Annotated in this window: 10 protein-coding genes; 2 read left to right on the forward strand and 8 right to left on the reverse strand. The window is 71.8% G+C overall.

The features are described 5' to 3' along the window. Positions 1–77: 77 nt before the first annotated feature. Both ACFV9T_RS03360 and ACFV9T_RS03365 read right to left on the reverse strand, forming a co-directional pair. A complete protein-coding gene (locus tag ACFV9T_RS03360; RefSeq protein ID WP_385436392.1) occupies positions 78–1421 on the reverse strand; it encodes an ABC transporter substrate-binding protein in 1344 nt (447 codons plus the stop codon). A 94-nt stretch (positions 1422–1515) separates the two neighbouring features. Then, positions 1516–2535, reverse strand: a complete 1020-nt coding sequence (locus ACFV9T_RS03365) for a LacI family DNA-binding transcriptional regulator (protein WP_385436393.1) — start codon at positions 2533–2535, stop codon at positions 1516–1518. A 180-nt stretch (positions 2536–2715) separates the two neighbouring features. Between ACFV9T_RS03365 and ACFV9T_RS03370 the strand changes: the two genes are divergently transcribed. Further along, positions 2716–4062 (forward strand): mucin-1, encoded by a 1347-nt coding sequence (locus ACFV9T_RS03370; RefSeq protein ID WP_385436394.1) that lies wholly within the window; start codon positions 2716–2718, stop codon positions 4060–4062. Positions 4063–4118: 56 nt separating this feature from the next. Here ACFV9T_RS03370 and ACFV9T_RS03375 read toward each other — a convergent pair whose 3' ends face one another. Genes ACFV9T_RS03375 through ACFV9T_RS03385 form a run of 3 tightly spaced genes read right to left on the reverse strand, consistent with a single transcriptional unit; the run spans position 4119 to position 10725 of the window. Continuing rightward, positions 4119–5900 (reverse strand): PP2C family protein-serine/threonine phosphatase, encoded by a 1782-nt coding sequence (locus ACFV9T_RS03375; RefSeq protein ID WP_385436395.1) that lies wholly within the window; start codon positions 5898–5900, stop codon positions 4119–4121. Further along, a complete protein-coding gene (locus ACFV9T_RS03380; protein WP_385436396.1) occupies positions 5897–6445 on the reverse strand; it encodes an ANTAR domain-containing protein in 549 nt (182 codons plus the stop codon). The genes ACFV9T_RS03375 and ACFV9T_RS03380 overlap by 4 nt, the downstream gene beginning before the upstream one ends. After that, a complete protein-coding gene (locus ACFV9T_RS03385) occupies positions 6442–10725 on the reverse strand; it encodes a HAMP domain-containing protein (protein WP_385436397.1) in 4284 nt (1427 codons plus the stop codon). Before ACFV9T_RS03385 ends, ACFV9T_RS03380 begins: the two co-directional genes overlap by 4 nt. A gap of 334 nt (positions 10726–11059) precedes the next feature. Between ACFV9T_RS03385 and ACFV9T_RS03390 the strand changes: the two genes are divergently transcribed. Next, positions 11060–11989, forward strand: coding sequence for an anti-sigma factor RsbA family regulatory protein (locus tag ACFV9T_RS03390; RefSeq protein WP_385436398.1), 930 nt, complete (start codon positions 11060–11062; stop codon positions 11987–11989). Positions 11990–12004: 15 nt separating this feature from the next. Here the strand turns inward: ACFV9T_RS03390 and ACFV9T_RS03395 are convergent, their stop codons facing one another. Genes ACFV9T_RS03395 through ACFV9T_RS03405 form a run of 3 tightly spaced genes read right to left on the reverse strand, consistent with a single transcriptional unit; the run spans position 12005 to position 14556 of the window. Further along, positions 12005–13165 (reverse strand): oxygenase MpaB family protein, encoded by a 1161-nt coding sequence (locus tag ACFV9T_RS03395; RefSeq protein WP_385436399.1) that lies wholly within the window; start codon positions 13163–13165, stop codon positions 12005–12007. A 58-nt stretch (positions 13166–13223) separates the two neighbouring features. Further along, entirely contained in the window at positions 13224–14288 is a 1065-nt protein-coding gene (locus ACFV9T_RS03400) for a polyprenyl synthetase family protein (RefSeq protein WP_385436400.1), read from the reverse strand. Next, complete coding sequence (locus ACFV9T_RS03405; protein ID WP_385436401.1) at positions 14278–14556, reverse strand: polyprenyl synthetase; 279 nt, start codon at positions 14554–14556, stop codon at positions 14278–14280. Before ACFV9T_RS03405 ends, ACFV9T_RS03400 begins: the two co-directional genes overlap by 11 nt. Between the last annotated feature and the right edge of the window lie 41 nt (positions 14557–14597).

Raw genomic sequence — 14597 nt, forward strand, 5'->3', positions numbered from 1 at the left:
ACGGGCGTGCCGCCGTACGCGTCCTGCGCGTCATGAGCGGTCCCGTCCCGGCCGAAGCGTCCTACGGGATTGCGGGATTACGGGATCTTGTAACCGGCGTTGTCGGAGAAGTCCCGGTCGATGGCGCGGGCGGCCTTCTCCAGGGCGCTCTTCGGGTCGGCGCCGCCGTATATCGAGTTCAGGGCGTCGCTGAACTTGGCGGTGACCGTGGGGTATCCGGCGGTGACCGGGCGGGTCACGGCGACGCAGGACGTGGTGGCGTCGCTGTCGCCGCAGGGCTTGGCGAGCTGGTCGGCGAAGAGCTGGAGCGGGCCGCCCCGCTGGTACAGCTCGCTCTTGGCCAGCGCGGACTTGGTGGCGGGCGGGGCGCCGTTGGCCTTCGTCATCGCGGTGACGTTGGTGTCGTTCAGCAGGGTGTCGAGGAAGGCCCCGGCCGCCTTGGCGTTCTTGGAGTTCGCGCCGATGCCCCAGGCCCACGAGCCCTGGCCGGTCTTGGGGCCGTTACCGAAGTCGGGCAGCGGCAGCACGACGAGGTCGCTGCCGAGGGCCTTGCTGTAGGCGGGGTACATCCAGTGGCCGACCCAGCTCAGCGCGACGCGGCCCTTGGCGAAGGCGTTGCCGTCGGTGTTGGGGTCGGTGTACGGCTTCCAGGACTGGAGGGTCTTCATCGCCGACACCGCGGCGGGCGTGTCCAGGGCGCCCTCCGCCTTGCCGTCCTTCAGCAGGGAGCCGCCCGCCGACCAGACGATCGGCGCGAAGCCGAAGGTGCCCCACTCGTTGGCGTAGCCGCTGTTCTCCTGGAGGTCGACGACCTTGCCGTCGGAGTCCTTGCCCTTGAGCGCCTTGAGCGCGGCCGTGAACTCGGTGGCGGTCCAGTCGTCGGACAGGCTCTTCGGGTACTTCACCCCGGCCGCGTCCAGCAGCTTCTTGTTGCCGTACACGCCGAGCCCGGCGTCGTACATGCCCAGCCCGTAGTGCTTGCCGCCGATCTCGCCCTGTGCCTTGCCCGCGTCGGTGGCGTTGGACATCGTCTTCGCGGAAACGTAGGAGTCGATGGGGGCGAGCTTCTTGTTCCAGACGAAGTTCGCCATGGTCGGGCCGTCGAACTCCATCACGTCCGGAAGCTTGGAGGCGTCGGTGGCGGTGATGGTCTTGGTGTAGTCGTTGCCGGGTATGAGCTTCAGCTCGACCTTGATCTTGCGCTGGGAGGAGTTGAAGGACGTCACCGCCTTCCGCAGGGCGGTGTCCTCGTTCTTCTGCCCCTGGTGGGCCCAGACGCTGATGGTGCCCTTGCCGCTGCCCGCCTCCGCGGATGCGTCGGCGCCGCTGCCGCCGCCGCAGGCGGCCAGCGCCGCGAGGGGCAGGACGAGGGCCACGCCCGTACAGGCGGTGCGGCGGTACCTTCTGTTGGTCGCGCTCATGGTTCGTGCCTCCGGTGCGGTGCGAGGGTCCGTGGTGCTCGGGTGCGTTCCGGCGTGGGGTTGTGGGACTTCGGGCCCGGCGGCGGAGCCGGGGTCACTGGGGTCCGCGCGGGCGCGGCGGGGCGGTGGTCTCCCGCAGGACGAGACGGATGGGCATCCGCACATGTCCGGGCTGCCCGGCGTCCGGCTCGTCGAGCTGCCGCAGCAGCAGCCGGGCGGCCTCGGCGCCCTGCCCGGCGACGGGCTGGGCCACGGTCGTCAGCCCGACCACGTCGGCGAGTTCGTGATCGTCGAAGCCGACGACGGACACGTCGTCCGGCACCGTCAGCCGGTGCCGCCGCAGGGCGCGCAGGGCGCCCATCGCCATCTCGTCGGACTGCGCGAACACGGCGGTCGGCGGCCGGGAGGCGGCGAGCAGTTCGGTCATGGCCCGCTCGCCGCCCTCGACGGTGTAGTCGCCGTCCGCCTCCAGCGCCGGGTCGTGCTCTATCCCGGCGTCGGCAAGCACGTCCAGGTACGCCTGACGGCGCGTGATGGGCGTGGTCCAGTGCTGCGGGCCGCTCGACCCGCTGATCATGCCGATCCGGCGGTGGCCGAGGTTCACCAGATGCCGGACGGCGCTCTCCGTCCCGGCCCGGTCGTCGATGCCGACCACGGTGAAGCCGGGCCGGGCGCCGCCGACCATAGTGGCCAGCGGCACCCCGAGGAGACGCAGCGCGGCCGACTCCTCCTCGTCGGGGATGAGCAGCGACAACACGGCGTCAACCCGCTTGCGGACCGGCATCTTGGTGAAGAAGCGCTTGCGTGTCTCCGGCGAGCCCAGGTTGTACAGCAGAACGTCGTACCCGGCGGCGCTGAACACGTGCTCGGCCGCGTCCAGCACGGTGCCGAAGAACCAGCGGCCCACGTACGGCACCACCACCCCGATGGTGAAGGTGCGCCCGCTGGCCAGGCTGGACGCCGAACGGGACGCCGTATAGCCGAGCCGTGCGGCGACTGCCGTGATCTGCGCCGCGACCTCGCCGGAGACACCCGGCTGGCCGCGCAGCGCGCGGGACACGGTGGACGCCGAGACACCGGCGGCGCGGGCGACATCGGTGATGCTGACGCTCACAGCGCTTTTCTCCCGTCTGTTTCACATCGGTGTGATCTGGGGGTGACGAGACCGTAAGCCCGGCCTCACTGTTGCGCAAGCGTTTGCGTTGAGTTTTACTTGGGCCGATTCTTAAGCGAGACCTTTGAACTCCATGGTCAGCGCACGCGTTTGAGCGCTGCGAGCCGACAGGAACTGCGCATGCGATACGCCCCGCCCGGCCTCTGCGTGAACGACTTCGCCCTGCTCCGCGACGACGACGGCACCTACGCGGTGCTGCACCTCCAGGGCCCGTGGACAAGCGAGTTCGACCACCTGAGGATGGAGACCTCGTACGGCCGGGCCACCTCCGGCGATCTGGTCGGCTGGCGGCCCGAGAGCACCGCCTTCGGCAATGGGCTGCCCGGACGCTTCGACCAGCAGGCGGTGTGGACCATGCATCCCGTCCGGCACGGCTCCGGCGGCGGAATGGCGATGTTCTACACGGGCGTGAGCGGACTGACGGAAGGCGGCTGGCCGCTCCAGTCCATCGGTCTCGCGTACTCCGACCGCACCGACGGCACCGGCTGGCGCCGCCACGGCACCGGGCCGGTCGTCGAGGCGGACGCCCGCTGGTACCGCACCGGCGAACGCATGGGATGGCGCGACCCGTTCGTCGTACGTGACGACGCGTCGGACGGCTGGGTCATGGTCGTCTGCGCCGCCGACGCGTCGCTGCCCGTCGAGGTCAGCGGCTGTGTCGCGTGGGCGACGTCGGACGACCTGGAGCACTGGACAGTCCACCCGCCGCTCATCTCACCCGGCGACGTGGACGAGTTGGAGTGCCCGGTCCTCGAACGCCTCGACGACGGAAGCTGGCTGCTGATCGGCTCGATCGGCGCGACCCGCGGGTTCGAGGCGTGGACCGCGCCCCGGCTGCGGGGACCGTGGACCCGCCGTGGTCCGCTCGGCCCGACCGGCTCCTACGCCCCGCGCGTCATCGCCGCCCCCGACGGCTCCCGCGTCGTCCTGCACACCACCCCCCGCCGGGTCGGCCTCACCAACTCCGGCGAACCCTGCCGCGGCATGCTGGCCCAGCCCAAGTCCCTTGTCACACAGGAAGGTTCGGCACCCCGCCTGGAGTGGTGGCCCGGCCTGGACGCCTGGCTGCTGGAGGAGACGACGGACCCGGCGCTGCACGCCGTCGGTGACATCGATGTCTCCGGGCGCGTGGAGATCACCCTGCGCACCGGCGAGGACGGCCCCGCCCTGGTCGTCGGCTGCGACGGCGAGAACCTCTGGATCACCGGCCCCGCAGGCGTACCGCTGGGCGAGACCGTCCTGACCGAACCCGCCACCTCCCTGCGGGTTCTCACCGTCGGCGAGTACGTCGAGGTCTACGCCGACGGCGTCTTCGCCCTGACCACCCTGTGCTACTCGGGCCACCCCGCCCCCTGGACGGCGGTGGCGGAAGGACGCACCCGCACCCTCCCCGTCCGCCCCGTCCGCCTCCCGGACCCCGGCCGCGACGACGCCTCCGCGGTGTGGCCCGGACCGGCCATGCACTGATCTGAGAAGACGCATCGGCATCGGCCTGGCTTGCAGGACGCGCCGACGGCGTCGCCTCAGCCCACGTCGATACCGATGAGGCAGGTGTCGTCGTCGGTGTCGGAGCGCGCGTGCGTCAGCAGGACATCGAGGTGCTCGCCCAGTCCCCGGGTGGCGGCGCCGACGGTGGCCAGGAGCTGTTCGAGCGACTTCTCCACGGACCGGTCCCGGCGTTCGATCAGCCCGTCGGTGTACATCAGCAGCCGGTCGCCGGGCACCAGGCTGAGCCGTCTCTCCTCGTACTCCGCCTCGGCGACCGCGCCCAGCAGGATGCCGCCGGGCAGCGGCAGGGCGGCGGCGGTGCTCTGGTGGATGAGGACCGGTGGCGGATGGCCTGCCCGCGCCCACCGCAGGACGCGGTTCTGCGGATCGTAGACGCCGCAGACCACGGTGGCCGTGACGTGTTCGGTGAGATGGTGGGTCACCGTGTTCAGCCAGCCCAGCAGTCGCGCCGGTCCCGCTCCCGTCGCGGCGAGTCCGCGCAGCGCGTTGCGCAGGACCACCATGCCCGTCGCCGCCTCGATGCCGTGTCCGGCCACATCGCCGACCGCCAGCAGCACCTTCTTGTGGGGCAGGACGACGGCGTCGTACCAGTCGCCGCCCACGAGATGTCCCTCCTCGGCCGGGCGGTAGCGCACCGCCACATGCAGTCCCGCGATATCGACCGGGGCGTGGGACGAGGGCATGATGGCCCGCTGCAACTGGAGGGCCAGCCGGTTGCGTTCCTCGGCGTGCTGCTCGGTGTCGGCGAGCCGGTCCCGCGTGGCCGCGAGCGCCACCTCCGTCCAGTGCTGGCTGGAGAAGTCCTGGTAGGCCCCGCGCACCGCGAGCAGGTTCCCGGCCGGATCGGTCACCGGCTCCGCGACGACCCGGATATGGCGGACGACTCCGTCGGCCGGCTGGAGCCGGAACGCGGTCGAGGCGGAGTGGCGGTGGTGCAGCAGGGTGCGCAGGAAGCGGCCGATGGCCACGGAGTCATCGGGGTGCGCGTGGTTGTGCAGCCGCTCCACCGGCACGGGGGACGCGGTGGGCGGGAGGCCGAAGAGCGAGAACAGATGTCTGTTCCACAGGATCTCGCCGCTGACCGCGTCCTCCTGGAAGCCGCCGATCCGGCCGAGCCGCTGGACGTGTTCGAGCAGCGCGGACATCCGTGCCGCCTCGTCCTCCAGCCGCCAGCTCAGCAGCACCGCGTCCTCGTGGCGGCCGATGCCCACGGTGAGGAGCCCGGTCAGGGACACATCGTCGACCAGGACCCGCAGGGCGAGCCGTTCCGCGCGGAACGGTTCGCCCGTGGCGTGGACCCGCAGCACGTGCTCGTACAGACCGCCGTCGCAGGCCATGAGGGGGTACGCCGTCAGCAGCCGCATTCCCGTGATCATGGCGCGTGGCCGCCCGGCGGGGTCGGCGAAGCGCTCGTTGACGTACGCGATGGCGAAGTCCGTCACCTGGTCCTGGTCGTCGAGCACCGGGCGCAGGATCAGCACCGGGTCGAGCAGTCCATCGGCGAGATCCCGCGCGGGACCGGCCGGGAGCGCCGGGTCCTCGGTGGTCCCGGCCGCCCTCTCCTCCGTACCGGGCAGGGCGTGGGCGCACAGCTCGGCCAGTGCGTTCAACTGGCGGCTGACCGGGGCGGACAGCGGGGGCCGCGAATGGGGCCAGCACACCTCGAGCGCGCCGAGGACCCGGCCGCCCAGCTCGGCCGGGAGTACGGCACGGGCGCCGTCGACGCCGTGGCGCCGTCCGATGGCGGCCGCGTCGGCGGGCATCGCCGCGCACCACTGCGTCCGCCGTTCGGTCACGGCGCGCTGGGGGCGGGCACCCCCAGGCCCGGCGGGACGAACCGCCACCGCTCGGCCTCGCCGGGCGGAAAGCCCGCGTGTCCGGCGAGGGCCAGCGCGCCGCCGGACACCACGGCCCACAGCGCCACCGCGCTCACGCCGAGCGGGGCGAGCACCTGCTCGATCAGCGTGTCCACCACCGTCTGGGGGTCGCCGGTGAGCGAACTGGCCTCCGCCGCCCGCACCCGGAGGACGTCCGGCGGGCTGGGGTGTCCGCCGCCGGGTCCCCGCACCGCACCGGACAGGGCCCGGGCGACCGTGTCCCCGGCGGCTCCGTCGACCACGTCGGCGGCCAGCTCCAGAAGCGGCAGCCCGGCGGCCTCGGCCAGCTCCTCCAGATGGCGGGCGGCCCCCGTCGGGCCGCCGTGGCCGCGTTCGACCAGGATGCCGGTGGCGATGCCGATCAGGGCTCGCGCGTCCGCGGCCTGCTGTGCCGTGGTGAGTTCGCCGCGCAGCCGCTCGACCGTGGCCGCCAGCGCGGCCAGACGCCGTTCGTGCCCGCTCACCGGTTCAGCCAGCGGCGCACGCAGGCCACCAGCTCATCGGCGTCCAGGGGCTTGGTGATGTAGTCGTTGGCCCCGGCGGCCAGCGTCTGTTCCCGGTCGCCCGCCATGGCCTTGGCGGTCACCGCGATGATCGGCAGATCGGCGTACTCGGGCATGGCTCTGATGGCCGCGGTGGCGGCGTAGCCGTCCATCTCGGGCATCATGATGTCCATCAGCAGCAGCTCGACCATCGAGTGGCGCGACAGCATCTCCAGCCCCATGCGCCCGTTCTCGGCGTGCAGGACGCGCATGCCGTACAGCTCCAGGATGCCGGTGAGCGCGTAGACATTACGGGCGTCGTCGTCCACGATCAGCACCCCCCGCCCGGCGAGGTCGCCGTCCGCGCCCCCGGTCGCGGGCACGGAGACGGGGACGTCCAGCACGGAGCGGGTGGACGGCATCAACGGCGGGACATCGATGGGCCGGTCGGCCGTCAGATACAGGACGACGCGCTCGCGCAGCTCGTCCAGGCTCGGCAGCAGCTCCCACCGCTCGCCCTGGAAGCGGTCGGTGACCCGTCGGTTCGACCGGGGGTCCGGCCGCCGGGTGTGGTGGGCCAGGACCGGCACCTGCCGGGCGGCCGGTACGCGGTCCAGCTCGTCGAGGAAGCGCAGGGCCGCCTCGTCGGGCATGTCGAGGCCGAGGACGACGCAGTGGCACGGCTCGTCGGCGAGCGCCGCCGCGGCCTCCCGTGGATCGGCCACGGTCCGCACCCGCACCGTGTCGGCGGCCGCTCCACCGGCCCCGATCTCGACCACGGCGCTCTCGACCAGGAGCGACAGCAGCCCGTGCGGCCGCTCCTCGACCACGAGCACCCGTCGCTGCTCCCGCACACCGGTGGCCTGCGAGGCCGGGGAGCGCTCCGGCCCGTCCGCGCCCCGCGACACCAGGCCGGGGAGGGAGAACCTGCCGACGGGCAGGTAGAAGGTGAAGGTGCTGCCCTCGCCGAGCGTGCTGGCGGCGTGCACCGCCCCGCCCAGCAGCTGGGCGATCTCCCGGCTGATGGAGAGGCCGAGCCCGGTGCCGCCGTACTTGCGGCTCGTGGTGCCGTCCGCCTGCTGGAACGCGGCGAAGATGGCTTCGAGCTGCTGCTCGGCGATGCCTATCCCGGTGTCCACCACCCGGAACGCGAGGGCGGGCCCCTGGCCGCGCACCTCCCGGGGCAGATCGGATTCCGCGGCGGGCGCGATGCGCAGCTCCACGGAGCCGGTTTCGGTGAACTTGACCGCGTTGGAGAGCAGATTGCGCAGCACCTGGCGCATCCGCGAGTCGTCCGTGACGAGTTCGGCGGGGACGGCGGGCGAGACGCTGATGCGGAAGTCGAGGCCCTTCTGGGCCGTCATCGGACGGAACGTGGCCTCCACGTAGTCGAGCAGCCGCCGCAGCGGCACCCGCTCGGGCTCGACGTCCATCTTCCCGGCCTCGACCTTGGACAGATCCAGGATGTCGTCGATCAGCTGCAGCAGATCGGAGCCCGCCGAGTGGATGACGCCCGCGTACTCCACCTGTTTGGCGGTGAGGTTCCGGGCCGGGTTCTGCGCCAGGAGCTGGGCGAGGATCAGCAGGCTGTTGAGCGGAGTGCGCAGCTCATGGCTCATATTGGCCAGGAACTCCGACTTGTACTTGGAGGCCAGGGTGAGCTGCCGGGCCCGTTCCTCCAGCTCCTGGCGCGCCTGCTCGATCTCCCGGGTCTTGGTCTCGATGTCGCGGTTCTGCGCGGCCAGCAGGGCGGCCTTGTCCTCCAGTTCGGCGTTGGAGTTCTGCAGTTCGTCCTGGCGTACCTGCAACTCCTGGGAGCGTGCCCGGAGTTCGGCGGTCAGCCGCTGGGACTCCTCCAGCAGCTCATCGGTCCTGGCGTTGGCCACGATGGTGTTGACGTTGACGCCGACGGTCTCCATGAGCTGGTCCAGGAAGTCCCGGTGGACCTGGGTGAACCGGCTGACCGAGGCCACTTCGATGACGCCGAGGATCTGCTCCTCGACCACGATGGGCAGGACGAGGAGGCTGGACGCCTCGGCCGCGCCGAGTCCCGAGGAGACGGTGACGTAGCCGGGCGGAAGCTGCTCGATGGCGATGGTGCGGCGGCTGCGGGCCGCCTGCCCGACCAGCGACTCGCCGAGCCGGAACCGCACCGGCCGGTCCCCGGCGTCCGCGACGGGCAGTCCGTACGAGCCGAGCAGCCGCAGCTCCACCCCGTCCGGGGTGTCGTGGGCGAGGTAGAAGCCACCGTACTGGGCGCCGACCAGCGGGGTCAGCCGGTCCATGACCAGGTCGGCGACGACCGTCAGATCGCGCTGGCCCTGCATCAGCCCGGAGATGAGGGCGAGGTTGGTCTTGAGCCAGTCCTGCTCCTGGTTGGTCCGGGTGGTCTCGCGCAGGGACTCCACCATGGCGTTGATGTTGTCCTTGAGTTCGGCGACCTCGCCGGAGGCGTCCACCGTGATGGAGCGCGTCATATCGCCCTCGGCCACGGCGCTGGTGACCCCGGCGATGGCCCGGACCTGACGGGTCAGGTTTCCGGCCAGCTCGTTGACGTTCTCGGTCAGCCGCTTCCAGGTCCCGGAGACGCCCTCGACCTCGGCCTGGCCGCCGAGCCGCCCTTCGCTGCCCACCTCGCGGGCCACGCGGGTGACTTCGGCGGCGAACGAGGACAGCTGGTCCACCATCGTGTTGATCGTGGTCTTCAGCTCCAGGATCTCGCCCCGCGCGTCCACATCGATCTTGCGCGTGAGATCGCCCTGCGCCACCGCGGTGGTGACCTGGGCGATGTTGCGGACCTGGTTGGTGAGGTTGTTCGCCATGGAGTTGACGTTGTCGGTGAGGTCCTTCCAGGTGCCCGCCACATGGGGCACCTGCGCCTGGCCGCCGAGGATCCCCTCGGTGCCGACCTCACGGGCCACCCGCGTCACCTCGTCCGCGAACGCCGACAGGGTGGTCACCATGGTGTTGATGACCCCGGCGAGCGCGGCCACCTCCCCCTTGGCCTCGACGGTGATCTTCTGCGAGAGGTCGCCGCGGGCCACCGCCGTCGCCACCTGGGCGATGGACCGCACCTGACTGGTGAGGTTGGACGCCATGACGTTGACGTTGTCGGTCAGGTCCTTCCAGGTGCCCGAGACGCCCCGGACGGTGGCCTGGCCGCCGAGGTTGCCCTCGGTACCGACCTCGCGGGCCACCCGGGTCACCTCGTCGGCGAAGGCGGACAGCTGATCGACCATCGTATTGATGGTCTCCTTCAGCTCCAGGATCTCGCCCCGCGCGTCCACCCGGATCTTCTGCGACAGATCGCCCTGCGCCACGGCGGTGGTGACCTCGGCGATGGACCGCACCTGGGCGGTGAGGTTGTCGCCCATCACATTGACCGACTCGGTGAGGTCCTTCCAGGTGCCCGAGACGCCCTGGACATCGGCCTGCCCGCCGAGACGGCCCTCGGTGCCGACGTCCCGGGCCACGCGGGTGACCTCGGCGGCGAACGAGGACAGCTGGTCCACCATCGTGTTGATCGTCGTCTTCAGCTCCAGGATCTCGCCCCGCGCATCGACGTCGATCTTGCGCGTGAGATCGCCCCGCGCCACCGCGGTGGCCACGCGCGCGATCGACCGCACCTGGGCGGTGAGGTTGCCCGCCATGGAGTTGACCGAGTCGGTCAGGTCGCGCCAGGTGCCGCCGACGCCCGGCACCTGGGCCTGGCCGCCCAAAATGCCCTCGGTGCCGACCTCGCGGGCCACCCGGGTCACCTCGGCCGCGAACGAGGACAGTTCGTCCACCATCGTGTTGATGGTGTTCTTCAGCTCGTGGATCTCGCCCCGGGCCACGACCGTGATCTTCTGCGAGAGATCGCCCTTGGCCACCGCCGTGGCGACCTGGGCGATGTCGCGCACCTGCGTGGTCAGATTGCCCGCCATGGCGTTGACCGAGTCGGTGAGGTCCTTCCAGGTGCCGTCCACCCCGGGCACCGCGGCCTGGCCGCCGAGACGGCCCTCGGTGCCCACTTCCCGGGCGACCCGGGTCACCTCGGAGGTGAACAGCGACAGTTGGTCGACCATGCCGTTGAAGACCGTGGCGATCTCGCCCAGGAGGCCGTCCCGGTCGGTCGGCAGATGGGTGCCGAAGTCGCCGTCCCTGACCGCCGTGAGGCCCACCAGCAACTGCCGTAACTCCGGCTCCGCGACCGTGCCGACACCACGGCTCTTGGGCGTGCGCGCCGCGGTGCGCTGCCCCGTGCCAGAACTCGCCACCATGGTTCTCCGCCCCTCGAGTAGCGGTCCCGCCCACCGGGTGCCCCTCAGGGACCGGTGAGCCTTCGGCCCGGGAGTGATCAGACGCTCCGATGCGTCATACTGCCACATTTGCCATGCGGCAACTATTGTCCTTGTTGTGCGGAGAACGGGCTCGCGTCAGCTGGCCGGTTCCCACTCCGCGGCCCGGCGCCCGCCCCCTCGGAGCCGCGTACGGTCGCGCCGGGCCCCCTTGGGTAGGGTGGTCCGGACCTCCGGCCGCCTACTGGGCGATTCGTCCGGAGTCGTCCGGGGCCGGATCCGGGCCCTGTCCGTCCGTGATCGGGGTGAGGCCGTGGTGAGCGCCGAAGCCGTCGCCGATCCCTTCGTCCACCCGGCCCTCTTCTACCGGGACGACGAGGACTATCTGGCGGGCACCCTGCCGTTCGTGCTCGACGGGCTGCGCGCCGCCGAGCCGGTCGCGGTGGCCGTGCCCGGCGCCAACCTCCGGCTGCTGCGAGCGGCGCTGGGGCGGGACGGCGAGCGCGTGCGGTTCCTCGACATGGCCGAGGCCGGGCGCAATCCCGGGCGGATCATCCCCGCCGTGCTGCGGGACTTCGCGGACCGGCATCCCGGCGGCCGGGTACGGATCATCGGCGAACCCATCTGGGCGGGGCGCACCGCGGCCGAGTACGGCGCGTGCGTCCAGCACGAGGCGCTGATCAACCTGGCCTTCCTCGGCCGCGCGGTCACCATCCTGTGCCCGTACGACACGGGCGGGCTGGACGCCGACGCGCTCGGCGACGCGTGGCTGACCCATCCGGTGGTCATCGAGGACGGCCGGGAGCGCCCCAGCCACGGCTACGCGCCCCAGCAGGCCATCGCGGCGCACAACGAGCCGCTGCCCCCGCCCGCCGGGATCGCCGTCTTCTCCTTCGACGCGGACCGGCTGCCAGTCGCCCGCGACTTCGCGGTCGCGGCCGGTGAGCGGTTCGGCCTCACCGGGCAGCGGCTGGGCGATCTGGCCCTGGCCGTCGCCGAGTTGACCACCAACAGCGTGGTGCACGGCGACGGCCACGGCACGGTACGGGTCTGGGCGCGGGCCGGGCAGGTGCTGTGCCAGGTCGAGGACGGCGGCCGCCTGAGCGACCCGCTGGCCGGGCGGCGCCCGGCCGCGCCCGGTCAGCTCGGCGGCCGGGGCCTGCTCATGGTGCACCAGGTCGCCGATCTGGTCCGGGTGCACACCGGCCCGGACGGCACCGCCATCCGGTTCCACCTCGGACGGTAGGTCCAGGCTGGGTCGTCAGGAGACGGTGGCGGCCGGAGGAGCCCACCGGTGGGTGCGGAGTACCGCGCTGGAGACCCCGTAGTCCTTCTTGAGCTGTTCGGGGACCGCGTAGTGCATGACGCGTCCACGGGTGAGGGAGGACAGCTCGAAGACGGCGGTGAGGTGGCCGAGGCGGTCCAGGGCCCAGGCGCCGAGCGGGGAGCGGTCCTCGATGCTCTCCAGGACGCCGAGCAGCTGGGGCACGGCCTTGGTGACGGTGTCCCACGGTGTGCGCGGCACCTGGAGCCAGTCGGCGCAGGTGTCGCCGATGAGGTAGCGGATGAGGGCGGAGACGATCGGGTCGAAGAAGGTGCCGGGCACCACCTCCTCGTACAGGTCGATCAGCTGCCGGGTCAGGGTCGTGCCCGCCTCGGACGGCCCCATGTGGCGGACCATGTACAGGTCGAGGAACTGGCGGGCCTCGTCCAGGGTCTTGGGGACGGCGTCCTCGGCGACGCCGAGCATGGCGCCGACCACCCGCCACGCGTAGTAGTAGGCCTCCGCGCCTTCCTGGGACATGTGGATGCCGAGACGGTGCAGGCTGTCCAGGACGAGCATCGAGAAGAACATCTGCCCACCGATCATGTCTTCCTGACAGATCGGTGTCCCGTCGGCGCCGGTGTCCCAGCGGCCCTCGCTCTTGAGGTGGTGGCGGATGGAGGCGTGCAGGAGGCGGACCTTCTGGGCCGCCGGGATGAAGCGGCTGCCCGCCTCGAAGGCGTCGGGCTGCATGAGGTAGACCGTGAACTGGCCGGTCTCCGCCATCCGCTTGGAGGGGTACTTCAGCCCGTGGGTGGTCGACAGCAGCTTCGCGACGGGCGGGACGAGATAGCACGCGGGCATGGAGGCGAAGGACAGCGCGGTGGTGATGTGGACGTTGTTGTCGATGAAGAACAGCCGGGCCTTCTCCATCTCCGACCAGTCCACCCAGGACGGCGGTGCGCTGGTGGCCTCCAGGTACTCGCGCGCCACGTCGGGCAGCCCGTCCGGGAGGGGCGCGCCCGCGGTGGAGACGTAGCGCATCAGCGTGTTGAACTTGCCGACCTCGCCCCGTTCGAAGAGGGCGGCGACGGTGGCGTCGGCGAGTTCGTCACCGGCCTGCCGCAGGGCGTCCATCGATGCCTCGGTGTAGGTCATGGCAGGGCTCCTTGTCTTACGGGATGGTCTTCACGGCGTCGCCTTCACGGCGTCGCCTTCACGACAGGCGGACCGCCGCCGAATGCGCCAGCGCGGTCAGGGCGGTGGTGGCGTGTGCCGGTACGTCCAGCCCGTGGAGGGCGTCGAGCGCCTCCTCGACGCGCGCCCTGATCATGTCCTCGATACGGTCGGGCGCCCTCAGACGGCGCATCACCTCGCGCACCGCGTCCAGGCCGTCCGCGTCGAGATCGCTCCGGCCCAACAGCGCACGCAGCAGCTCCCGTTCGGCGTCGTCGGCGAGGCGCCACGTCTCCGCCAGCAGCGCCGTGGGCCGCTGGCCGCGCACATCGTCGGCGTTGACCTTGCCGGTGCGCTCCGGGTCCCCGAACAGGCCGAGCAGGTCGTCCCGGAGCTGGAACGCCTCGCCCAGCGGCAGTCCGTACGCGGAGTAGCCCTCGCGCAGCCGCGCGCCCGCTCCGGCCAGGGCGCCACCGATCAGCAGGGGATGCTCGACGGTGTACTTGGCGGCCTTGTAGCGGATCACCTTCAGCGACGCCTCGGTGTCGGCGCCGTCCGGACCGGCTCCGGTGCGCAGGATCTCCAGGCACTCGCCCGCGATCAGTTCACGGGCCATCACCGTCCATAGCGGGCGGGCCCGGACGGTGTACGCGGCGGGCAGGCCGCTGGTGGCGAACAGCTGCCCGGCCAGCGCCATCAGCAGATCCCCGACCAGCATCGCCAGCGACCGCGCTGCCGCGTCGTCGCCGGGGCGGTTCCCCACGGCGTCGCGCAGCGCGATGTGGACGGTGGGCCGCCCGTGCCGCAGGGGGCTGTCGTCGATGAGGTCGTCGTGCACGACCGCGGCCGCGTGCACCAGCTCCATGGAGGCGGCCGCCCGTACCAGAGCGTCGCTGTCCGGCTGTCCGACCGAACGCCATCCCCAGTAGCAGAAGGCCGCCCGCAGCCGCTTGCCGCCCGCGGCCGCCGCCTCCAGCGCCTCGGCCACCGCGCTCAGGCTCGGGTCGATCGCCGCGAACTCGTCGGCCTCCTGGGCGACGAAGCCGAGCAGCACCTCATCGACGCGGTCCTTGTACGCGCCCGGTTCCCACGGGTCACACGTCATCGGTGGCCCTCCGGGACCGCGCGTGCCGGGCAAGGACCTCCAGGTGGGCCGGGGGCACGGCCGTGTACCGGTCCAGCACCAGGCGCCCCCGCGCCATCAGGTCATGCTCGGCCTCCGCCGCCAGCTCCCCGGTGTCCGAGCGGCGCAGCAGCCCTCGTACCGTCCCCAGGGCCGAACCCAGCGTGCTCACGGCCAGATCGGCCAGCCCCGCGGCCAGCACCAGCGCCTGGCTGTCCCGGCCCCCGTATCGTCCCGACTCTTGACTCATGCGATCTCCCCCACCGTTGCGCGTCCGGGCGGCGGCCACAC

Origin of the sequence: Streptomyces sp. NPDC059850 (assembly GCF_042731515.1) — a bacterium.
Classification (GTDB): domain Bacteria; phylum Actinomycetota; class Actinomycetes; order Streptomycetales; family Streptomycetaceae; genus Streptomyces.